Raw genomic sequence first — 21,064 nt, 5'->3', positions numbered from 1 at the left:
CCCGCCGACAGGGTCCCGCACCCCCGTGCACCAGTGCTGTCACGGACCCGGCCCCGCCCTGCTGCACCGGCCGCTCGAACTGATGGAATGGCCGAAACAAGTCGCCGTGCGTACCGCGCATCAGCCCGCTGGGCGGCGCGAGCAGGGGCACGGCAGGAGCCAGACCGGCAAGGGGGAAGTATGGCGCGAGCAAGGGCGCAGAGCCTGCGGGGGGCGGCTGTGGCCGTGGCCTCCGGGGCCGATCCGCGTCAGGTGGCGCAGGAGGAGCTTCGGCGGCACGCCACAGGCGCGGCCGGGACACCGGGCGAGGCGGCGGAGCCGTACGAGCCTCAGCAGGACGGCATCGATCCCGCCGACTTCCCGGCCGCCCGTGAACAGGGCGGTTCGATCGCCACCGTGATGGTGCAGAAGACCGTCTCGCTCGACGAGGCGGGTGAGGCGCTCAACCGGAGTGAGCAGCAGCGCGAGGGCAGGGAGAAGGTCCATGCCATCTGCCCCATGGTGCTGCCGAAGGGCCGCTCCTTCCTGAGCATGCTGCCGGTCCTGTCGCTCCTGTTGATCGGTGCGGTGGGCACGGCGGCCGTGGCGGCAGCGGACGACTCGCCGCTCACCAACCCGCTGTTCGGCCTGCACTACTGGGTGATCGCCGTACTCGCGGTCGCCTTCGTGTGGTGGCGGCAGGGCATGGTGATGGTCCCGGACGGCTGTCAGGCGTTGATCACCCGGTTCGGCAAGCTGGAGAAGGTCGTCGGGCCGGGCCGGGTGACCCTGATCAGTCCGTGGAAGCGGGTGTCGTACATCGTCAACACCACGCGTGAGTACCCGTTCAACGCGCCGGTGCGCGAGGCGCCGACCAAGGGAGGCGTGAACGCCTCGATCGACCTCTTCATCCAGTTCCGGATCAGCGACCCGACCGAGTTCGTGTACACCCTCGGTGCCGTGCGCGGCTTCGAGGAGAAGCTCAGCAACGCGGTCAGCGAGACCATCCGCAGCCTGATCTACGAGCAGGAGGCCGCGGGGATCTACGACATGGTCGGCGAGGACACCAGCCGCCTCCTGGACCAGCTCAACCAGCAGTTCCGGCCCGCGGTCGAGCTGACCAACGCCAACATCACACACGCCGAGCCGTCCGACCGCGCGTACCGCATGGACCTCGCGGCACCGGAGATGGTGCGGATGGCGAAGGAGGCGTACACACACGAGTACGCGCTGATGCTCCGCAAGGAGCAGGACGAGGGCGACCTCACCAAGGAACTGGCCACCAGCCACGAGACGTTGTCCGCGATCCAGGCCGACATCGCCCAGTACCAGGCGCAGATGGACACGGCCGTGGAGCGCGAGACCAACCGCGCCGAGGCCACCGCCCGCCAGCGCTATGTGCAGGCCGAGTCGGAGGCGAAGGCCAATGCCGCGCTTCTCGAGGCGCAGGCGCTCGACATCCGGGCGGTCACCGCGGCCGAGGCCCCGGAGATCCTCGAGTACCGCTACCAGCAGCAGATCCTCGACACCCTGGAGCAGGTGGCCGACCACCTGCCGCGCCTGGTCAGGATCGGCGGCGCGGACGGCGGTGGCGCCGCAGGCGTCGACTACCTGCAGCTGGCACGGGAGTTGGTGGGCGAGCACGGGGACGAGCTCTTCAGCGATTCCGACATGGCGGCCGTACGGGCCCGCCTGGCAGAGGTGACCGAGCGGATCGCCGGGCGCCAGAGCGAGATCGACGCGCTCCTCGCGGCGGAGCGGCCGACCGTGCCGTCGACGGACGCCCCGTCCGGACCGGCGGCGGCTCCGGTGCTGCCCGAGGCCGCCCCCGTGATCAGTGAGGCCTCGGGCGTGATGCCCGAGACCGCTCCCGTGCTGCCTGAGATCAGCGACGACTTCGAGGAGGCCGGCGAATGAGCACCGCCCGTAGCGACCGCAGGTCGGTCATCTCCGAGGCCGTGGCGCCCTGGAGCCAGATCGCCCAGCTCCTCAGGGGCGGCGAGGCCGGCACCCTGATCCCCGTCATCATCCCCCGCAACAGCCGCCGCCTGTGGTGGATGCTGCCGCTGTGGCTCGGCCTGTTCACGCTGCTCAGCGGCGTGATGCTGACGCTGCGCGAGGCAGGCTCGGGCGGCCTCGCGGACGCCGCGTACGGCGCGCTCGCCGGCCTCTGCTACGGGGGCGGCGTGCTGCTCCTGTTGATCGGTGCGCTCTGGTGGTGGCGCTCCTCGATCGTCGAGATCGAGCAGGGCACCCACGGCGTACTGACCCGCTACGGCGCCGTCAACCGCACTCTGGACGCCGGCCGGCACTACCTGTGGCATCCCTGGTCGCGGGTGGACTTCGTGGTCGACGTGGCCACCGAAATCCCGTATTCCGCCCCGGTGATGGCGTGCCCGACGCGGGAGAACGTGCCGCTGCGGTCGATCGAGTTCTTCCTCAAGTTCCGCATCACGGACGCGGTGCTGTTCGTCCGCACCATCGGCGCCGGCAACTTCGACCTGGTGCTTTCCAGCGCCGTCCAGGACGCCATCCGCCAGCGGGCCCGCCTGATGCACACCGAGCGGGCCTACGACCTGCGCGGCTCCGACGTCGCCGACATGCAGGACCTGCTCAACCGCCAGCTGGACCGCTACGGCGTCCGCATCACCGGCTGCAACATCCCGGACGTGCAACTGCCCGCGCAGTACCAGCAGCACCTCGCCACCCGGGAGCGGGTCGCCAAGGAGCGTACGGCCTACGAGCAGGAGTGGGGCCTTACCCGCAAGCGGCGCATCGACAGCCTGGGCATGGACATCGAGCGGGCCAAGAAGGTCCGCGACGCCCGCATCGTGGAGGTGAAGGCGGCGCTCAACCAGGCCCGCGAGCAGGTCGCCCAGCTCCTGGAGGAGCAGGAGACCAACGCGCAGCGGGTCCGCTTCGAGATCGAGACGCGCGGCCGCAGCGGACTGATCTCCGCGGAGAACGAGGCCCGCGCCCAGCGGGCCCTGGCGCAGGCCTACCGCGACAATCGTGCCGTGCTCCAGTACGAGCTGGCCCGGCGGCGCCTCGAAGTGGGTGCGGAACTGGCCTCCAAGGCGCCCAAGCCGGTCGTCGTCCGCACCGACGGCGGAGGGGGCGACAACTCGGCGCTCTCCACGCTGATCGCCGCCCAGCTGCTGCCCCGGATGGCCGCGCCGGCTACGGGCCCGGATGCCGCTCAGGCGCTGACCCGGTACGTCGACGGCAACGGTTCGCAGGCCGGGGCCTGACCCGTCCACCGCACCACCGCCCGCTGCCCGGTCCCGTTCGCGGGGCCGGGCAGCGGCGCGGAGACCTCGGACACGACATGCATCAGACCGACGCCGTCGCGCGCGAGCGCCGCACTGAAGTGGGGCGGCCTGCGGCTCCATGGCGGGTCGGTGGCAACGCGGCCGGCCCCCGGGGAAAACCCCGGAGGCCGGCCGATGCGAGCGGGAGAACGGTGGCTCAGTCCTCGACCACCAGCGCCGGCGTCTCCTTCGTCAGGATCTCGCCGCGGAAGAATGCCGGGCTCTTGCGCTGCATGACCAGCATCAGGACGAGCCCGAGCAGCAGCAGCCCCACGCCGATCACGAAGACCGAGCCGACGCCGAGGACGGACGAGCCGCTGCCGTAGGCCGGGTCCCACATGTCCTTCAGGGTCTGAACGAAGACCGCCGCGAGCATGAGGCCGCCGAGGCCCGGCAGCAGACCCTTGACCAGCAGGCCCCGCACCGAGCCGCGCAGTTCGCGGCGGAAGAACCAGACGCAGGCGAACGCGGTGATCGCGTAGTAGAAGCAGATCATGAGGCCGAGCGCGTAGATCGTGTCGACCAGGACGTTCTCGCTGAGCAGGGTCATCACCGAGTAGAAGACTCCCGTCGCGACGCCCGCCGCGATCGTCGCGCGGCCCGGCGTCTGGAAGCGCGGGTGCACCTTCGCGAAGGAGGCCGGGAAGGCCTGGTACGTGCCCATCGCCAGGGCCGTACGGGCCACCGGGATGAACGTCGTCTGGAGGCTGGCCGCGGCCGAGGCGAGGACCGCGACGAAGAGCAGCACGCCGAGGCCGCTGCCCATGATCGGCTCGGCGAGCACGGCGAACACGTTGTCGGCGGTGTCCGGGTTGCCGAGGCCGGTGCCCTTCTCGCCGATGCCCGCGTACATCTGGGTGGCGACGGCGACGAGCAGGTACGAGGCGACGATCACGACGATGGCGAGCATGGCGGCCCGGCCGGGCGTCTTGGCGCTGCCGATGCTCTCCTCGTTGACGGAGAGGCAGGTGTCCCAGCCCCAGTAGATGAAGATCGAGAGGGAGAGTCCGGCCGTGAAGGCGGCGAACGACTCGACGCCGAAGGGGTTCATCCAGGACCAGGAGAAGTCCAGGGAGCCGGCGACCTCGTCGGACTTGGTGACGGCCATGACGACGAACAGGGCGAGCACCGCGAGCTGTAGGCCCACCAGGGCGTACTGCACCCACTTGGTGGCGGTGATGCCGCGGTAGCTGATCGCGGTGGCGGCGGCGACGAAGACCAGGGTCGTCAGGATGTGGACGGCCTTGTTGCCGTCGAGGGCGGCCACGGCGTCGCTGCCGGTGACCTCGCCGGCGAGCAGCCAGAAGAAGGACGTGGCCACGCCCGCCAGGTTGGAGAGGACCACGACGGTGGCGATGAGCAGGCCCCAGCCGCACATCCAGCCGACGCGCGGCCCGAAGGCCTTGACGGTCCAGGTGAAGGAGGTGCCGCAGTCCGGAACGGCCTTGTTCAGCTCGCGGTAGGCGAACGCGACGAGCAGCATCGGCAGGAACCCGGCGAGGAAGATCGCGGGCATCTGCAGCCCGACCTCGCTGACGGTCGGGCCGAGCGTGCCGGTGAGGCAGTAGACCGGGGCGACCGTGGAGATGCCGATCGCTGAACCGCCGAGCAGGCCCAGCGAGTTGCCGTTGAGGCCCTTGCCCCGGACTCCGTCCCGGGCGCTGCTGTCCTGAGGTGTGCCGTCTGCGGCGGTCACGCCCCGTACCGTGTCTCCGCCCTGGGGGCGGGTTTCCAGCTGCGTCATGAACAGGACGTTAAGTGCTGCGGTTTCCACATCCGGAGGTTGTAACTCCGGGCAACCGTCCTTGATTTGAGCCATACAAACCGGAAGTCGACCATCGATTCCGAGGTCATTTACGCGCGGTAACCCGCCACATCCAGGTTTACTCCTGCGATTCCACGATGCGGGAATCGCAGGAGCACCCCAAATGTCCGTTTCAAAATTTTCCGTCCGTCGATTTCGCCGTCACCCGGCGGACACCCTCGGTCACCACACGATGGACTGCCACTCGCTGTACGCGTGCAGCGCGTACGAGCCCACGTCCCGGCCCACGCCGCTCTGTTTGAAGCCGCCGAACGGGGCCTCCATGTTGCGGCCCACCGTGTTCACGCCGACCCCGCCCGCCCGCAGCCGCCGGGCGAGCCGGAAGGCGCGGGACACGTCGCCGGACCAGACGTAGTCGATGAGGCCGTAGTCGCTGTCGTTGGCGAGACGCAGGCCCTCCTCCTCGTCGTCGAAGGGGATCACCACGACCACCGGGCCGAAGATCTCCTCGCGCGCGACCCGCATGTCGTTGCCGCAGTCGGCGAGCAGCGTCGGGGCGACGTAGAAGCCGCGGTCCATGGCCGGCCGCTCGCCGCCCGCGACGACCCGGGCGCCCTCCTTCCGGCCCAGCTCCACGTACGCCTCGACCCGGTCCCGGTGCGCCGCCGAGATCACCGGGCCGACCACGGTGCCCGCGGCGCGCGGGTCGCCGACCTTCATGAACCCGATGTAGCCGGCCAGCCGCTCGATCAGCTGCTCGTAGATCCCGCGCTGTGCGAGCACCCGCGTCGGCGCCGTGCAGATCTGCCCGCTGTAGAAGGCGTACGTCGTGCCGATGCCGCGCACCGCCGAGTCCAGGTCGGCGTCGTCGAGCACGAGGGCCGCGCCCTTGCCGCCCAGCTCCATCAGCTGCCGCTTCATGGACCGGCCGCACACCTCGGCGATGCGCTGTCCGACGGCCGTGGAGCCGGTGAAGCTGACCATGTCGACGTCCGGGGCGTCCACGGCCGCCTCGCCGACCTCGGCCGACGTGCCGGACACGACGTTGACCACGCCGCGCGGCACGCCCGCCTCCTCGAGCGCCCGCGCCATCCGGTACACCGACAGCGGGTCCTGCGGCGCCGGCTTCACCACCACCGTGTTGCCCATCGCGAGCGCCGGCGCGACCTTCCCCGCCGGGTTGGCCCACGGGTTGTTGTACGAGGTGATGCAGGTGACCACGCCGACCGGCTGCCGTACGGCGAGGGCGCCGAGGACGCTCGCCGGGCCCATCGGTCCGGCCTCCGTGACCTGCGGCGCGAGGGCCTCCTCGACCGGTTCCAGGGCGCCTTTCGCGTACCGCCGGAAGCGGGCCGCGGCGACCGCGACCTGCATGCCGCGGGCCGTGCCGGTCGTCGCGCCGGTCTCCGCCTGCGCGATCCTGGCCGACTCGGCCGCGTCCCGCCGGATCAGCTCGGCGGCCCGGTCGAGGACACCGGCCCGCTCCTCGGGGCTCGTGCGCGACCAGGTCTCGAACGCCTCCCGGGCCGCGGCCGCCGCCGCGTGCACCTGCGCCCGCGAGGCCTCGGGGGCGAGCCCGACCACGTCCTCGGTCGCCGGGTCCACCACCTCGTAGTGCCCACCGTCCGGCTCGACCCACTCGCCGCCGACGAACAGGCGCTCCCGGAGCGTCACTTGGTGCTCACCGTCCTGGTGTCGGTCCCGGAGCGCAGCACCTTGCCGGGGACCGCGCCGGTCACCACGTCCTCGCGGATCGCCTCGACGCCGTTGACCCACACCGCGTGCACGCCGATCGCCTTCGAGTCGAGGCGCGGGCTGTCGCCGGGCAGGTCGTGGACGAGGGTGGCCTTGCCCGCGTCGATCTTCTCCGGGTCGAAGAGGACGAGGTCCGCGTGGTAGCCCTCGGCGATCCGGCCGCGGTCGACCAGGCCGAAGAGCCGTGCGGGGTCGTCGGTCAGCATCTTCACCGCCTGTTCCAGGGAGGCCAGTTTCCGCCCGCGCAGACAGTCCCCGATGAACCGCGTCGTGTACGGGGCCCCGCACATCCGGTCCAGATGGGCGCCCGCGTCGGAGCCGCCGAGCAGGACGTCCTCGTGCTCCCAGGTCTGCCGGCGCAGCTCCCAGGACGCCGGGTCGTTGTCGGTCGGCATCGGCCAGAGCACCGTACGCAGCTCGTCGTTGGCGCAGATCTCGACCAGGCACTGGAACGGGTCCTGCCCGCGCTCGACGGCGATGTCGCGTACGACGCGGCCGCTGAGGCCCGCGTTCTCCGTGCTGTAGGTGTCGCCGATGACGTACCGCCCGAAGTCCGTGAGCCGCCGGAAGACGCCCGCTTCCTTGGAGTCGGCGCGGCGCAGCATCTCGGCCCGTACGTCGGGGTCGCGGAGCTTGGCGATCCGCTCGGGGACGGGCAGGCCCAGGATGTCGCCCCAGCCGGGGATCAGGTTGAGGGCGCAGAACGTGCCGAGGGACATGTTCATCGGCGTGAGGATCGGCATGGTCAGGGCGACGATCCGGCCGCCCGCCTTACGGGCCCGCTCGCTCGGCACGAGCTGGCGCGGGACGCGTTCGGGGACGGCGGCGTCGATGGTCAGCACGTTCCAGTTGAGGGGCCGTCCGGCGGCGGCGGACATCTCGACGAACAGGTCGATCTCGTCGTCGCTGAACTGGTCGAGGCAGCCCGCGACGATCGCCTCCAGCTGGGTGCCCTCGTGCTCGGCGACGGCCCGGGACAGGGCGAGCAGCTCCTCGGCGTCCGCGTGCCGGGAGGCGACGGGCTGCCCGTCGCCGTCCGAGTGCGTGGACGACTGCGTGGTGGACAGGCCCCAGGCGCCCTCCTCCATGGCCTGGTGGAAGAGGTCGAGCATGGCCTGGAGCTGTTCGGGGCTCGGCTTGCCGCCGACCGCGTCCGCGCCCATCACGTACCGGCGCAGCGCGCAATGGCCCACCATGAACCCGGCGTTGACGGCTATCCGGCCCTCCAGGGCGTCCAGGTACTCGCCGAAACCGGACCAGTTCCAGGGCGCGCCCTCCTCAAGGGCGACCAGGGACATGCCCTCGACCTTGGACATCATCCGGCGCGTGTAGTCGGCGTCGCCGGGCCGCTCCGGGTTGAGCGGGGCGAGCGTGAAGCCGCAGTTGCCGCCGGCGACGGTGGTGACGCCGTGGTTGAGAGAGGGGGTGGCGTACGGGTCCCAGAACAGCTGGGCGTCGTAGTGCGTGTGCGGGTCGACGAAGCCGGGGGCGAGGATCTTGCCGGTGGCGTCCTCGGAGGTGCGGGCGTCTTCCGTGACGGTGCCGGGTTCTGCGATCACGGCGATGCGGCCGTTCCGGATGCCGAGGTCCGCGCGGTACGCGGGCGCGCCGGTTCCGTCGACGACGGTCGCGCCCTTGATGAGGTGGTCGAGCATGGGGTCCCTTTCTGTGTGTTTTTCCCCAGTCCCGCCCCTTCCCGAAGTCCTGGCGGACAGCTCCGGGGCTCCGCCCCGGCCCCCGGTTGTTCTTCGTCTGCCGCGCCGTCGTGGTCGCTCGCGCAGTTCCCCGCGCCCCTGAAAGATCAGCCCCTCCGGCGTTTGAGGAGCGGGGTCCGGGGCGGAGCCCCGATTCAGGGGCGCGGGGACTGCGCGACCAGCCACGACGGCGCCGCAGTCGAACGAGGTTCCGGGGGCCCGGGGCGCAGTCCCGGAGCAGTCCGCTGAGGACTTCGGGAAGGGGCGGGAAGGGGAACAGCTACGCGGACTGGCGGAAGCGGGTCGTGCGGTGGACCGGGTCCGTGTCGATCTTCGGGATCACGTGCTCGCCGACGAGGCGGATCGTCTGCAGCGTGTCCTCCTTGGAGATGCCGATCGGCAGGCCGAAGGACAGCTGGTCCGCCCCGGCCCGCTCCCAGCGCCGGCACTGCGCGAGCACCTCGTCGGGGTCGCCGCAGATCAACAGCTCCTCGGCGATGAGGAGTTCGATGATCTCCTCGTTGAACTCGGGCAGGGTCTCCGGCCACACCGGGAACCCCTCGGGCCGCGGGAACGTGTCGTGGTAGCGGAACACCAGCGACTGCAGGTAGTGCAGCCCGCCCTGTGCCGCGATCCGCACCGCCTCCTCGTGCGTGGGCGCGCAGATCGCCGTCGACGTGACCATCACGTTGTCGTTGACGTAGTCCCCGACCGGCTCGGCGTCCTTGATCGCCCCCTTGTACTGCTCCAGGACCCACTCCATGTCGGACACCTTCTGCACGCTGAAGCCGAGCACCCCGAGCCCCTTCTTCGCAGCCATCGCGTACGAGGGCGGGGACCCGGCGGCGTACCACATGGCGGGGTGGGACTTCCCGTACGGCTTGGGGAGGATCTTGCGGGGCGGCAGGGACCAGTGCTTGCCCTGGAACCCCTGGTACTCCTCCTGGAGCCACATCTTGGGGAACTCGGCGATGGTCTCCTCCCACACCTCCTTGGTGAAGTTCATGTCGGTGACGCCGGGGATGAAGCCGAGGATCTCGTGCGAGCCGGCCCCGCGCCCGGAGCCGAACTCGTGCCGCCCCTCGGAGAGGTGGTCGAGCATGGCGACCTTCTCGGCGACCTTCACGGGGTGGTTGACCTGGGCGAGCGGGTTGAAGATCCCGGACCCGAGGTGGATGCGTTCCGTCGCGTGGGCCAGATATCCGAGGAACACGTCGTTCGCGGAGAGGTGCGAGTACTCCTCCAGGAAGTGATGCTCGGACGCCCAGGCGTACTTGAAGCCGGACCGGTCCGCCTGGATGACGTACTCGGTCTCCTCCATCAGCGCCTTGTGCTCGGCGAGCGGGTCGGTCTCGGCCCGCTTGCCGACGTATCCCTGAACAAAGAGCCCGAATTCCAAGGAGGTTCACCGCCTCTACAGTTTCTGACGCATCGTCAGGTGCGACTGCGGTCGACTTTTCCACCGTGCACGGGAGCCGTCAATACCTGACAGCACGTCAGAAACAGGCCCCACGAGGCGTCATACGATGCTCACCCCGGCCAGCCACCCGCCGTCGATCACGAACGGCTGGCCCGTGATGTACGAGGAGTCCGGGCCGGAGAGGAACAGCGCCAGGTCGGCCACCTCCCGCGGGCGGCCCACCCGGCCGAGCGGCACGAGCTTCCGGTACAGCTCGTCCAGCGCCGCCGAGGTCGCCTCCGGGTCGGCGTCCGGGTCGAGCTGGGCGGGGTTGGACATCGCGGTGTCGATCGCGCCCGGGCAGACCGCGTTCACCCGGATCCCGGAGTCGGCGAGCTCCATCGCCGCGACCCGGGTGAGGCCGAGGATGGCGTGCTTGGTCGCCGCATACGTGCCGACCGCCGCCATGCCGGTCATCGCGGTGTACGAGGCGGTGTTCACGATCGTGCCGCCGCCCGCCTCGGCGATGGCCGGTGCGACGGCCCGTATCCCCAGGAAGCAGCCCACCTGGTTGACGTTCACGACCTGCATGAACTCCTCCAGCGGGGTGTCCACGAGGGCGTTGAAGCGGAGGATGCCGGCGTTGTTGACCAGGCCGTCGACCTTGCCGAAGGCGTCCTTCGCGGCGGCCACGGCGGCCGTCCAGTCGGCCTCGCTGCTCACGTCGAGGTGGACGTAGCGCGCCCACTGCTCCCCCAGCTCCTTGGCGACGGCCTCGCCCTGCTCGTCGAGGACGTCGGCCAGCACTACCCGCGCGCCCTCCTCGGCGAAGAGCCGCGCCTCCTGCTCGCCCTGGCCGCGCGCGGCCCCGGTGACGATCACGACACGTCCGTCCAGCTTGCCCATGACTGCTCCTAGTCGTTGAGGTGAGGCGCCACTTCGGCGCCGAACGCGGCCATCTGGTCGGTGAGTTCGCCGCACGAGCGGCTGCGGAAGCGGACCTGGATCTGCCGCACGCCCATCGCCCGGTACTCGCGCAGCGACTCGGCGAGCGCCTCCGGCTTCCCGGAGAGCGTGCGGCGGCCCACGTCCCAGCCGGGCTCGCCCACGTACAACGGCTCGGCGATCGTGCCGAAGGTGAAGGACCCGGCGAGCCCGGCGGCCTCGCGGAGCTGCCTGATCCGGGCGATCTTGGCGGGCAGTTCGGCACGCCGGTCGCCCTGCGGCAGCCAGCCGTCGCCGCGGGTCGCCGCCCGGCGCACGGCGGGCGCGGACGAGCCGCCGACCCAGATCGGCACGCGTTCCTGGTCGGGGCGCGGCCGCTGCCCGAGCCCGCTGAACTCGTAGCGCTCGCCGCGGTGTTCGGGGTACTCCTCGGGCCCGAGCGCGGCTCGCAGCGCGTCGACGGTCTCGTCGAGCACGGCCCCGCGCCCCTCGAAGTCCGCGCCGAGCGCCTCGAACTCCTCCCGCACGTGCCCGGCCCCGACGCCGAGGATCAGCCGGCCGCCGCTGAGGTGGTCGAGGGTCGCGTACTGCTTCGCGGTGACGAGCGGGTGGCGCAGGCCGACGACGGCGACGTGACTGAGCAGCCGTACGCGCTCGGTGATCCCGGCGAGGAAGGAGAGCGTGGCGACCGGGTCGTACCAGACGGTGCTCATCGCGCCGGCGAGGCGGTGCGGGATCGCGACGTGGTCGCAGCAGGCGATGTACGCGAAGCCGCTGCGGTCGGCGGTGCGGGCGAGGTCGGCGAGCTCGGCCGCACCCGCTTCGGCCTCCCACGGCTCGGCGTAGAGCGTGCTCTGGGACTGGATCGGGAGTTGGATGCCGTACGACAACGTGCCCTGCGGGAACTCTTGCGCCATGGCCGCACCCCTTGATCTGACGGTCCGTCAAGTCTCGTTGATGGGGGTCATCGTGAGGGCTGACGTCCCATCAGGCAAGGGGTCGCCCCTCAGGGGCGCGGGGAACTGCGCGACCAGCCACAGGCGGCCCGCAGCGGCCGACGAAGGCAGTCCCGGCAGACGCGTCTGCCCACACCGGTTTCGTCGCCGGGTGCGACCCGGCGGGGGTCGCTCGCGCGGTTCCCCGCGCCCCTTTGGGGCTCAGGCCGACGGCCCCCACAAGCCGTCCTTCGTCAGGCCGAGGAGGTCGATCGCGTTGCCCCGCACCAACTTCTCCACGACCGCCGGAGGCAAGTGCCCCATCTGCTCCTCCCCCACCTCCCTCGACCTCGGCCAGGTCGAGTCCGAGTGCGGGTAGTCCGTCTCGTACAGGACGTTCCCCACGCCCACCGCGTCCAGGTTCCGCAGGCCGAACGCGTCGTCGAAGAAGCAGCCGTAGACGTGGTCCCGGAACAGCTCGGACGGCGGGCGGGTGACCTTGTCGGCGACGCCGCCCCAGGCGCGGTTCTCCTCCCAGACGACGTCGGCGCGCTCCAGGATGTACGGGATCCAGCCGATCTGGCCCTCCGCGTACATGATCTTCAGGTTGGGGAAGCGTTCGAACTTGCCGGACATCAGCCAGTCGACCATCGAGAAGCAGCAGTTGGCGAAGGTGATGGTGGAGCCGACGGCCGGCGGGGCGTCCGCCGAGGTCGACGGCATCTTCGAGGACGAGCCGATGTGCATCGCGACGACCGTGCCGGTCTCGTCGCAGGCCTGCAGGAACGGGTCCCAGTCGTCGGTGTGGATGGACGGCAGTCCGAGGTGCGGCGGTATCTCCGAGAACGCCACCGCCCGCACGCCGCGCGCCGCGTTCCGCCGTACCTCGTCCGCGGCGAGCTGTGCGTCCCAGAGCGGGATGAGGGTGAGCGGAATGAGACGGCCCTGCGCCTGCGGGCCGCACCACTCCTCCACCATCCAGTCGTTGTACGCCCGCACCCCGAGCAGCCCGAGCTCGCGGTCCTTCGCCTCGGTGAAGGTCTGCCCGCAGAAACGGGGGAAGGTGGGGAAGCAGACGGCCGACTGGACGTGGTTGACGTCCATGTCCGCCAGGCGCGCGGCCACGTCGTACGAGCCGGGGCGCATCTGCTCGTACGTGATCACTTCGAGTTTGATCTCGTCCCGGTCGTAGCCGACGGCGGTGTCGAGACGGGTGAGGGGGCGGTGCAGGTCCTCGTACACCCACCAGTCGCCGATCGGTCCGTCGTCGCCCTGCGCGCCCATGACCGGCGCGAACTTGCCGCCCATGAAGGACATCTCCTTCAGCGGCGCGCGCACGATGCGCGGTCCGACGTCCTGGTACTTGGCCGGGAGCCGGTCCCGCCAGACGTGCGGCGGCTCCACCGTGTGGTCGTCCACCGAGATGATCTTCGGGAATGCGTCCAGGCTCTCGTTGGTCTCCATGTACGCCACGGTAGCGCCGATCTGACGAACCGTCAGGTAGTCGTGCGGGGGCGAAATCCACTCACCTCCGGCACCACACAGAGTGCGGACCCTGTGAGAGGTGTCTCGGGCGGCTGACGCAACGGCACTGGACAAGGCAGACTGGCGGGGGCAAATTCCAGTACTCGGACCGGGTGGACCTCAAGGCGGCACGAAAGCCTCCCCTGCCGTCCGACCGACTCAGGGTTCAGGCACGTCCGGCAGGTTCGCCAGGGGGACAACGATGGACGGTGTACCGCGCGTACCCGGGCAGCGGCGCCCGGAGGCACAGCCGCTGCGCTTCAGCGTGCTCGGACCGGTCCGCGCCGCACGCGGGACCGAGGCTCTGACCACCGGATCTCCACAACAGCGCGCGCTGCTCGTGGCCCTGCTGCTGCGCGAGGGCCGCACCGCCACGGCGGCCGAACTCATCGACGCCGTCTGGGGCGAGGAGCCCCCGTCGCAGGCCCTCGCCGCGGTCCGTACGTACGCGTCGCGGCTGCGCAAGTCGCTCGGCGCGGACGTCCTCGCCAGCGAGTCCGGCGGGTACGCGATCCGGCTTCCGGTTTCCGCCGACGCGCTCGACCTGGCCCTCGCCGAGGAGCTGTGGGCCGACGCCGAGAAGGCCCGCAGCGCCGGCGACCTCTGCCAGGCCCGCTCCCTGCTGCGCAAGGCCCTCAGCCTGTGGGACGGCGAGCCGCTCGCGGGCGTCCCCGGGCCGTACGCGGAGACACAGCGGGTCCGCCTGGAGGAGTGGCGGCTCCAACTCGTCGAGACCCGGCTCGACCTGGACCTGGAGCAGGGCTGCCACGCCGAGGCCGTCTCCGAGCTGACCGCCCTGACCGCCGCGCATCCGCTGCGCGAACGGCTCCGCGAGCTCCTGATGCTCGCCCTGTACCGCTCCGGCCGCCAGGCCGAGGCCCTCGCCGTGTACGCGGACACCCGCCGCCTCCTCGCCGACGAGCTGGGCGTCGACCCCCGCGCCGGCCTGTCCGAGCTGCAGCAGCGGATCCTGCAGGCCGACCCGGGCCTCGCCGAACCGTCGGCCGCGCTCGCGGAAACACCCGCCGCGCCGGTCCGCCCGGCCCAACTCCCCGCCACCGTCCCGGACTTCACCGGGCGTTCCGCTTTCGTCGAGGAACTCGGCGCCGTGCTCGCCTCCGCCGAGGGGCGGGTCATGGCGGTCTCCGCGCTCGCGGGCATCGGCGGCGTCGGCAAGACCACCCTCGCCGTGCACGTCGCGCACGCGGCCCGCATCCAGTTCCCCGACGGGCAGCTGTACGTCGACCTGCAAGGCGCGGGCGCGCGCGCCGCCGAGCCGGAGACGGTGCTCGGGGCGTTCCTGCGCGCCCTCGGCACGGCCGACTCGGCCATTCCGGACACCCTGGAGGAACGCGCGGCCCTGTACCGCTCGTTGCTGGACGGCCGCCGCGTCCTCGTCCTCCTGGACAACGCCCGCGACGCAGCCCAGGTCAGGCCCCTCCTTCCCGGCACGGAAGGCTGCGCGGCGCTGATCACCTCGCGGGTCCGGATGGTCGACCTGGCGGGCGCGCATCTCGTGGACCTGGACGTGATGTCGCCGGAGGAGGCGCTGCAGCTCTTCACCCGGATCGTCGGCGAGGAACGGGTCGCGTCCGAGCGCGAGGCCGCCCTGGACGTGGTCGCCGCCTGCGGTTTCCTCCCGCTGGCCATCCGCATCGCCGCCTCCCGCCTCGCCTCCCGGCGCACCTGGACGGTCTCCACACTCGCCGCGAAGCTCGCCGACGAACGGCGCCGCCTGGACGAGCTGCAGGCGGGCGACCTCGCGGTGAAGGCGACGTTCGAGCTCGGGTACGGGCAGCTGGAGCCCGCCCAGGCCCGCGCGTTCCGCCTCCTCGGCCTGGCGGACGGCCCGGACCTGTCGCTCGCTGCGGCCGCGGCGATGCTGGACCTGCCGGTCGAGGACACGGAGGACCTCCTGGAGGCCCTCGTCGACACGTCCCTGGTGGAATCGGCGGCCCCGGGCCGCTACCGCTACCACGACCTGGTCAGGCTCTACGCGCGTGCGTGCGCGGAACGGGACGAACAGCCGCCGGTGGAGCGGGAGTTGGCGCTTTCGCGGTTGCTGGACTTCTATCTGGCGACGGCGGCGGAGGTCTACGCTCTCGAGCGGCCCGGCGACCGGCTGGTCGACCACCTGGAGCCGACCAGCCGCCCCGGCCTCAAGTTCACCGACGGCACGTCGGCTGTCGACTGGCTCTACACCGAGGCCCACGTACTGCTGGCCTGCGTCCGGCAGTCCGCCGCAGCGGGCGAGCTCCGGCGGGCCGTCGACCTGCTCTGGGCCGCCAAGGACCTGGCGGAGTCCGGCGCCAACTCACGCCAGTACGAGGCAGCAGCTGTGACGGTGCGGGACGCCGCACAGGCCGCGGGCGACGCACGCACCGAGGGCCGGGCACGGACGACCCTGACCAACGTGTACCTGGTCTCCGGCCGCTTCGACCAGGCGGACGAGGAGGCCCGCCTCGCCATGATGCTCGCCCGCTCGGAAGGCGACCCCGTGCCCAGCTGCTGGGCGGCCAACGACCGGGGCATCATCGCCATTTACCAGAGCCGGAACGAGGACGGCGAGCAGTACCTGCAGCAGGCCATCGACAACTTCCGCGCCATCGGGAACCAGGTGGGCGAGGCCAGCGCCTTGTGCAACCTCTCGCGCATCCACGTGTCCATGGGGCGCACCACCAGCGCCGTGGAGCTCGCACAGCGCGGCATCAGCATCTACGACGAGATGGGCCTGACCCTGCGTCTCGCCAATGGCAGGTTCGCCCTGGGCATCGCACTGACCAAGGCCGGGAGGCACGCGGAAGCGCTGGACCAACTCTCCGACGCCTTGGACATCTTCACCGAGAACCGCCAGCGGCTCTGGCAGGGCACGACGCACTTCCGGATCGCCGAAGCCCACCTCGCCGCCCGCCGCCCGGCTCAGGCCGCCCGGCATGCGGAGCAGGCGCTGGTCCTGAAGTGCATCGGCGGCGACTGGATGCTCGGGAACGTCCTCACCACGCTGGGCCGGGCCCTGTCCGACCTCGGGCAGGCCGACCGTGCACGGGCCTGCTGGCAGGAAGCCCTGGCCATCTACGAGCAGACGGGTGCCGCCGAGGCGGAAGAAGTGCGCGGTCTCCTCACCCCGATCGCGGCCGCCTAGCCCGAACTGCCGCGCGGAGCGGAGCCGTTCATCATTCGTTTATCGCTACACGGCAGTCTTCTGGTTGTCGATCCGTCGCGTCGGGGGGCAGACGGTTCGGCGAGGAGCCCCGCCGTTAAGGTAACGGCTCCATGTGCCCGTCCGGCGGTCCTCGGGGGAGTCGCCGGACGGGCAGTTGTTCCCGAATACGCCTGAGCCACCAGGGGGTTCTTTCCATGAGCGACGCCGACAAGAAGACCACCATCAAGCCGCAGGACAACCACGCCGGCAGCGAGCCCGCCGACGAGATCACCACCAAGGACAACCACGCGGGCAGCGAACCGGCCACGATCACCACGCAGGACAACCACGCCGGCAGCGAGCCCGCGTAACCGCCCTGCCCCCGCACGGGGGAATCGGCCGCGACGGCGCGGAGGGGGAGCCGTCGCGGCCGAGGCGTGTCGTTGGGATTCAGCCGAGTCCTGGCGCGATCCTTTCACCTCCTCGAACTGCAGATCGATTACAGATAGCGTTCCAGGCGTCCAACAGCACCTTTTCCTCCAGGAGTTGAAGTGACCCGCACCAAGAAGATCCTCGCCAGCTTCGCCATCGCCGCGGCCACCGCCGGCGCTGCGGCCGCCCCGGCCGTCGCCGACAGCCACGCGGGCATCGTGGCCCCGCAGGACAGCCACGCCGGCTTCACGACGCAGGACAGCCACGCGGGCGTCACGACGCAGGACAGCCACGCGGGCGTCACGCCGGAGGACAGCCACGCCGGCTGACCAGCCACCGCGCAGCGGGGACCGGCTCGTCGCCGGTCCCCGCTGTTGTGCGTGCAGGTCAGCTCGGCAGCCGCAGGCTCCCCACCACGTTCACCCCACCCACCCACTGAACCGTCGCGTTCGCGCAGCGCACCGCCAGACGCGGCTCGCTCGGGTAGTCCGGGTCCGGGAGGGCGAGGGCCAAGCGGTAGGTACCGGGCGGGAGTTGGGACTCGCCGAGGACTCCTCGTACCGTCGAAATCCTCGGCTCCGCGTGGTCGTCCGTGGTCTCCGCTCGGCCCTGCGGGCGCCAGTCGCGCCAGTCGGCGTTCGTGTCCGTGGACGTGACCGTGCGGCCGTCGGGGGCGAGGAGGAGCAGGCGTACGGGGCGCGGGTGTTTGGGTGGGGCGAAGCCGCGGTTGCGGAGGTCGACCTCGACCGTCAGGCCGTCGGCCGTCCGGTCCCAGCGGGCCTCCTGGAGCTCGATGCGGTAGCCCAAGTGGTCGCGGATGTACTCGAATTGGGTGCGGGGGACGGCCCGCCCCTGCCGGTCGCGGAAGTAGCCGTCGGACACCGGCAGCAGCGCCTCCCGGACCTCCCGCTCCGTCACGTCCGTCGTCCGCCACGCCGGGACCGTGACCGTCGCGTTGTGGACGATCGAGAGGGAGTCGAAGCGCAGCGTCTGCAGGCGGCGGGCCGCGGGGACGCCCGGGATGACCTTGCTCCACGCGTACGGGTCCGCGCTCTGCCCCTTGTCCCAGGGCATCTCCCCGTCCGTCATGCGGTCGGACGTGACGTCGAGATACGTCTGCCACTCGGGGTTGGACGGGACGTAGTAGTCCCACTGCCCCTCCCCCAGCGTCACGTAGTCGTTGTGGAAGCCGACACGGTCGAGGATCGCCTCGTTCTGGATCATGTTCCGCTTCTCCGCGTACCGCACCTGCGTGTGCAGCCCCGGAGGCAGCGCCTCGACCAGCGAGGTCATGATGGCGGTCACCGCGTCGGGGTACGTCTCGTGCCGGTAGTAGCTCCCGTGCCACTCGCCCCACGCGCCCAGGAACCCGGCCTGCCACACGGCGATCACGTCCCGGTTCCGCCGTACCAGCGGGGCGAGTTGGGCGATGTGCCGCTGGATGTGCTGCACGGTGTAGCGGCGGTTCTCGCGCACCCCGTCGTCGTACACGAACCGCAGCACCGCCGCGTACCCCTTGCGGCGCAGGCCCGCGAAGACCTTCTCGATGTTGTCGAGCGCACTCTGCGGGAGGTCCGTGGTGGCGTACTCCCAGAGGTAGAAGTACAGCTGCGTGAGGTGCGCGCCCGCGCCGTACTCGCGCTCCAGGAGGTCGAGCGTCGCCGCCGAATCCGGGCTGTGGTCGGCCTCGTTGGCCCACGGGCTGCTCAGGTCGCTCGCGTTGTACGACATCTCGTACCGGAACCCGCGCCGCGGCGTCCGCAGCGGGGCCCGGCCGTCGGGGTCGTCGGGGCGGATGCCGCGATGGACCGTGCGGCCGGCGGTGGCCGGGGCGGGGCGGGGTGCGGCGGCGGCAGTCGTGGAGCCCAGGCCGCCGAGCAGGGGCACGGCTCCTGCCGCGGCCGCCAGGACCCGGCGTCTGCTGGGCGAACTTCCGTGCGGGGCAGGCAGGTTGAGGCTGAGGTTGGCGTTCTCTCCGGGTACGGGCATCGGCGGCTCCCTCGGTGTGGTCGCCGCGACCGGTACGCGGCGACCCACCGGAGTGTCCAGGCGCCCGCATCCGGCGGCCATGGACGGAACCCGCCGACAGGTGGACTTTCCGCCCGCCAGCAGCTCCGGCCGCCCGCCCGCCAGCAGCTCCGGCCGCCTAGAACCGCAGCGCCGCCGCGATCCGCCCGCTGTCCGCGAGCGAGTCGTCCGGTACGAACGTGACCTCGCCGCCCGCCTCCAGGACGCTCTCGACCACGTCGTCGACGATGTCGGAGATCGCGTCGATGTCGTCGTCGGCGGCCGGGGTGAGGTGGCCCTCGCCCGCGCGTACCGTCGTGCGGAAGTGCTCCTCGACGACGAGGTGCTCGACCCGGCCGCTGGTCGCCGCGTCCCACACCTCGTCGAGCCCGGCGGCATACGCCTTGCGACCGCGTGCCGCGTCCAGCTTCTCGTGGGCCGCCGCGACCTCCCGCTGAGCGGCAGCGGCCCGGGCCGGGGCGACCGCCTCGGCGACCGCGGCGGCGGAACCGTGCCCCATGCCGCCGTGCGGGATCTGCTCGGCGCCCTTCGCGGCCGTACCCGACTCGTCGAGCAGGGCGAGCGCCGCGGGCTCCCCGGCGACGTACAGCGGGCGCGACTCCTCGCCCAGGACCTCGGCGAGAGCGGCGTCGGCCTCGCGGAAGAAGCGCTTGGCCTGCTCGTCGCGGTAGGTGCTGGCGATGTCGCCGACCTGCTCCTTCCGCTCGACGTCCGGGTCCTCCAGGCTGCGGGTGCGCGGGAAGCCGTGGCCCTCGTACTCCGTGAGGTCGTCGCCGCGGCCGTCCCACAGGGCGATGCGGTCGGCGGCCACGGTCAGCACCCAGTACGGGCGCTGCGCGGCGGCGGACGCGACGAGGTTGCGGGTGAGGAACGTGTCGCCGAGGACCACGCGCGCGGGCACGTCCCGGCACAGCGCCCAGGTCTGCAGCTCGCCACGCGCTGCGAAGATCACGAGGCCGTCGCCGGCCTGCTGCAGGTCGGTCTCCGTCACGGCCTCCCGCAGCCGCTCCTCGATGTCCTCGGCGTTGCCCGCGGTCACTGCCGGGTCCGCCTCCAGCTGCCGCACGGCCTCGGTCACGAGGTTCTTCAGCCGGATCGCGTCCTGCTCGTTCTCCGGCCGCCGCCGGTGCGTGGGCAGTACGACGGTCACCGCCGGGTACGGGCGCTGTTTGCGCAGGTCGGAGAGGAGTGCGGGGGTGAGCGTGGACTGCATGGCGCTGCCTTCCGTACGGTGCTGCGGGGCTCTCCGTCCAGGTACTGCCGCCCCCGCCGCCCCGAAATCCGCCCCCTCGGCCATGCTCCCCCCATCGGCCCACCCCCGCACGCGGAACGGTCGCCTCGGGCAAGAGCCGGGCCACTACCGCCCTCGGTACGGCCGCCCGGGCGCGGGCGGGGCTTGCGGGTGCGGCATCTGCGACACCGCGCATTGCTGGCCGGGGTCCCGCGAACACCCCCTCACCGGGGGGGCTCTCAGTGACCGAATGGCCCGTACCGCCGCGCACACCCCCGTCTTGCGCTCGCCTCGACCTATCGATCACGGCCCTCGGGCACGTCCTGGACCTTCCGGCCCCTGCTCCACAGCTCCTCGGCTGATTCCGTGAAGCGGTCGAACATGCCGCCGGTTTCGGCCCTGCGCAGGTGAAGCAGCGGGGAGTCGTGGCCGACCAGACGTGGCAAGTGCGGTGTCACGAGTACGTCGTCGTCGAAGCGGAACGTCGAGAGCGACACGTGGTTGACGGCGTCCTCCGCGGCGCTGAACCGCACCTCCACGCCGTCCTGCGGCCCGAGCCGCGCCACCTCGTCGAGGGTCATGCGGATGCGCGTGGAGACGGTCAACGCCACGTCCTCGATCGTTTCGCGGTCCCGCGTGGTCCGGCCCTCCGGGTCGCCCAGCAGGATGCGGATACGGCAGCCCTCGGCGGCCTTGGCGCGGAGGGTGTCGTTGAAGTGCGGCTGCTGGGTCCAGAGGAAGTAGTTCGTGTAACCCGCCAGGTAGATCTCGGACTTGGCGCCCGCCACGAGTTCCCCCCAGAGCGTCGAGGGTGCGGCTGAACGGTACGGATACGTCCGGACGATCTCCCGGTCCGCCCCGGTCTTGATGCGGTCCGTCACTGCTTGAGGCCACAACATCTCTTCGTCCACTCCCAGTGCCCTT

15 protein-coding genes are annotated in these 21,064 nt (G+C 71.4%); 5 read left to right on the top strand and 10 right to left on the bottom strand.

Going from position 1 to position 21,064, the window contains the following annotated elements; translation table 11 throughout:
- Nucleotides 1-180: 180 nt before the first annotated feature.
- Together ACIDOF_RS09505 and ACIDOF_RS09500 are read left to right on the top strand one after the other, a co-directional pair.
- On the top strand, nucleotides 181-1,896 hold the full coding sequence (locus tag ACIDOF_RS09505) for an SPFH domain-containing protein (protein ID WP_409005289.1): 1,716 nt from the start codon (nucleotides 181-183) through the stop codon (nucleotides 1,894-1,896).
- Entirely contained in the window at nucleotides 1,893-3,230 is a 1,338-nt protein-coding gene (locus ACIDOF_RS09500) for an SPFH domain-containing protein (RefSeq protein ID WP_409005288.1), read from the top strand. Before ACIDOF_RS09505 ends, ACIDOF_RS09500 begins: the two co-directional genes overlap by 4 nt.
- 217 nt (nucleotides 3,231-3,447) lie before the next feature.
- Here the strand turns inward: ACIDOF_RS09500 and ACIDOF_RS09495 are convergent, their stop codons facing one another.
- The 7 genes from ACIDOF_RS09495 to ACIDOF_RS09465 form a co-directional block, all read right to left on the bottom strand.
- A complete protein-coding gene (locus ACIDOF_RS09495) occupies nucleotides 3,448-5,034 on the bottom strand; it encodes an APC family permease (protein WP_409005287.1) in 1,587 nt (528 codons plus the stop codon).
- A 243-nt stretch (nucleotides 5,035-5,277) separates the two neighbouring features.
- Nucleotides 5,278-6,729: an aldehyde dehydrogenase family protein gene (locus tag ACIDOF_RS09490; protein ID WP_409005286.1), complete on the bottom strand. Its 1,452-nt coding sequence runs from the start codon at nucleotides 6,727-6,729 to the stop codon at nucleotides 5,278-5,280.
- A complete protein-coding gene (locus ACIDOF_RS09485; protein WP_409005285.1) occupies nucleotides 6,726-8,465 on the bottom strand; it encodes an N-acyl-D-amino-acid deacylase family protein in 1,740 nt (579 codons plus the stop codon). The genes ACIDOF_RS09490 and ACIDOF_RS09485 overlap by 4 nt, the downstream gene beginning before the upstream one ends.
- Nucleotides 8,466-8,784: 319 nt before the next feature.
- Nucleotides 8,785-9,903: an LLM class flavin-dependent oxidoreductase gene (locus ACIDOF_RS09480; RefSeq protein WP_409005284.1), complete on the bottom strand. Its 1,119-nt coding sequence runs from the start codon at nucleotides 9,901-9,903 to the stop codon at nucleotides 8,785-8,787.
- 120 nt (nucleotides 9,904-10,023) lie between these two features.
- Nucleotides 10,024-10,809 (bottom strand): SDR family NAD(P)-dependent oxidoreductase, encoded by a 786-nt coding sequence (locus ACIDOF_RS09475; RefSeq protein WP_409005283.1) that lies wholly within the window; start codon nucleotides 10,807-10,809, stop codon nucleotides 10,024-10,026.
- An 8-nt stretch (nucleotides 10,810-10,817) separates the two neighbouring features.
- A complete protein-coding gene (locus tag ACIDOF_RS09470) occupies nucleotides 10,818-11,765 on the bottom strand; it encodes an LLM class F420-dependent oxidoreductase (protein ID WP_409005282.1) in 948 nt (315 codons plus the stop codon).
- 240 nt (nucleotides 11,766-12,005) lie between these two features.
- Nucleotides 12,006-13,229, bottom strand: coding sequence for an amidohydrolase family protein (locus tag ACIDOF_RS09465; protein WP_409005364.1), 1,224 nt, complete (start codon nucleotides 13,227-13,229; stop codon nucleotides 12,006-12,008).
- 280 nt (nucleotides 13,230-13,509) lie between these two features.
- Here ACIDOF_RS09465 and ACIDOF_RS09460 point away from each other — a divergent pair, with 280 nt between their 5' ends.
- The 3 genes from ACIDOF_RS09460 (at nucleotide 13,510) to ACIDOF_RS09450 (ending at nucleotide 17,210) form a co-directional block, all read left to right on the top strand.
- On the top strand, nucleotides 13,510-16,449 hold the full coding sequence (locus tag ACIDOF_RS09460) for a BTAD domain-containing putative transcriptional regulator (protein WP_409005281.1): 2,940 nt from the start codon (nucleotides 13,510-13,512) through the stop codon (nucleotides 16,447-16,449).
- Between the two features lie 215 nt (nucleotides 16,450-16,664).
- Entirely contained in the window at nucleotides 16,665-16,820 is a 156-nt protein-coding gene (locus tag ACIDOF_RS09455) for a sigma-like protein (RefSeq protein WP_409005280.1), read from the top strand.
- 180 nt (nucleotides 16,821-17,000) lie between these two features.
- Nucleotides 17,001-17,210, top strand: a complete 210-nt coding sequence (locus ACIDOF_RS09450; protein WP_409005279.1) for a hypothetical protein — start codon at nucleotides 17,001-17,003, stop codon at nucleotides 17,208-17,210.
- A 58-nt stretch (nucleotides 17,211-17,268) separates the two neighbouring features.
- Here ACIDOF_RS09450 and ACIDOF_RS09445 read toward each other — a convergent pair whose 3' ends face one another.
- From ACIDOF_RS09445 to ACIDOF_RS09435, 3 genes are all read right to left on the bottom strand, one after another.
- On the bottom strand, nucleotides 17,269-18,870 hold the full coding sequence (locus tag ACIDOF_RS09445) for a DUF4874 domain-containing protein (RefSeq protein ID WP_409005278.1): 1,602 nt from the start codon (nucleotides 18,868-18,870) through the stop codon (nucleotides 17,269-17,271).
- A 157-nt stretch (nucleotides 18,871-19,027) separates the two neighbouring features.
- On the bottom strand, nucleotides 19,028-20,122 hold the full coding sequence (locus ACIDOF_RS09440) for a chemotaxis protein (protein WP_409005277.1): 1,095 nt from the start codon (nucleotides 20,120-20,122) through the stop codon (nucleotides 19,028-19,030).
- 314 nt (nucleotides 20,123-20,436) lie between these two features.
- On the bottom strand, nucleotides 20,437-21,021 hold the full coding sequence (locus tag ACIDOF_RS09435) for an XRE family transcriptional regulator (RefSeq protein ID WP_409005363.1): 585 nt from the start codon (nucleotides 21,019-21,021) through the stop codon (nucleotides 20,437-20,439).
- Between the last annotated feature and the right edge of the window lie 43 nt (nucleotides 21,022-21,064).

Source organism: Streptomyces sp. Da 82-17, from assembly GCF_046098215.1.
GTDB lineage: Bacteria > Actinomycetota > Actinomycetes > Streptomycetales > Streptomycetaceae > Streptomyces.
The sequence above is the reverse complement of the archived record's forward strand: the minus strand, read 5'-3'. Positions and strand labels throughout refer to the sequence as shown.

What these genes read in the sequence shown, in the direction of transcription:
- ACIDOF_RS09460 (WP_409005281.1), top strand. Translation starts at nt 13,510, where the DNA reads ATGGACGGTGTACCGCGCGTACCCGGGCAGCGGCGCCCGGAGGCACAG.
- ACIDOF_RS09495 (WP_409005287.1), bottom strand. Translation starts at nt 5,034, where the DNA reads ATGACGCAGCTGGAAACCCGCCCCCAGGGCGGAGACACGGTACGGGGC.
- ACIDOF_RS09485 (WP_409005285.1), bottom strand. Translation starts at nt 8,465, where the DNA reads ATGCTCGACCACCTCATCAAGGGCGCGACCGTCGTCGACGGAACCGGC.
- ACIDOF_RS09470 (WP_409005282.1), bottom strand. Translation starts at nt 11,765, where the DNA reads ATGGCGCAAGAGTTCCCGCAGGGCACGTTGTCGTACGGCATCCAACTC.
- ACIDOF_RS09505 (WP_409005289.1), top strand. Translation starts at nt 181, where the DNA reads ATGGCGCGAGCAAGGGCGCAGAGCCTGCGGGGGGCGGCTGTGGCCGTG.
- ACIDOF_RS09475 (WP_409005283.1), bottom strand. Translation starts at nt 10,809, where the DNA reads ATGGGCAAGCTGGACGGACGTGTCGTGATCGTCACCGGGGCCGCGCGC.
- ACIDOF_RS09500 (WP_409005288.1), top strand. Translation starts at nt 1,893, where the DNA reads ATGAGCACCGCCCGTAGCGACCGCAGGTCGGTCATCTCCGAGGCCGTG.
- ACIDOF_RS09440 (WP_409005277.1), bottom strand. Translation starts at nt 20,122, where the DNA reads ATGCAGTCCACGCTCACCCCCGCACTCCTCTCCGACCTGCGCAAACAG.
- ACIDOF_RS09455 (WP_409005280.1), top strand. Translation starts at nt 16,665, where the DNA reads ATGAGCGACGCCGACAAGAAGACCACCATCAAGCCGCAGGACAACCAC.
- ACIDOF_RS09445 (WP_409005278.1), bottom strand. Translation starts at nt 18,870, where the DNA reads ATGCCCGTACCCGGAGAGAACGCCAACCTCAGCCTCAACCTGCCTGCC.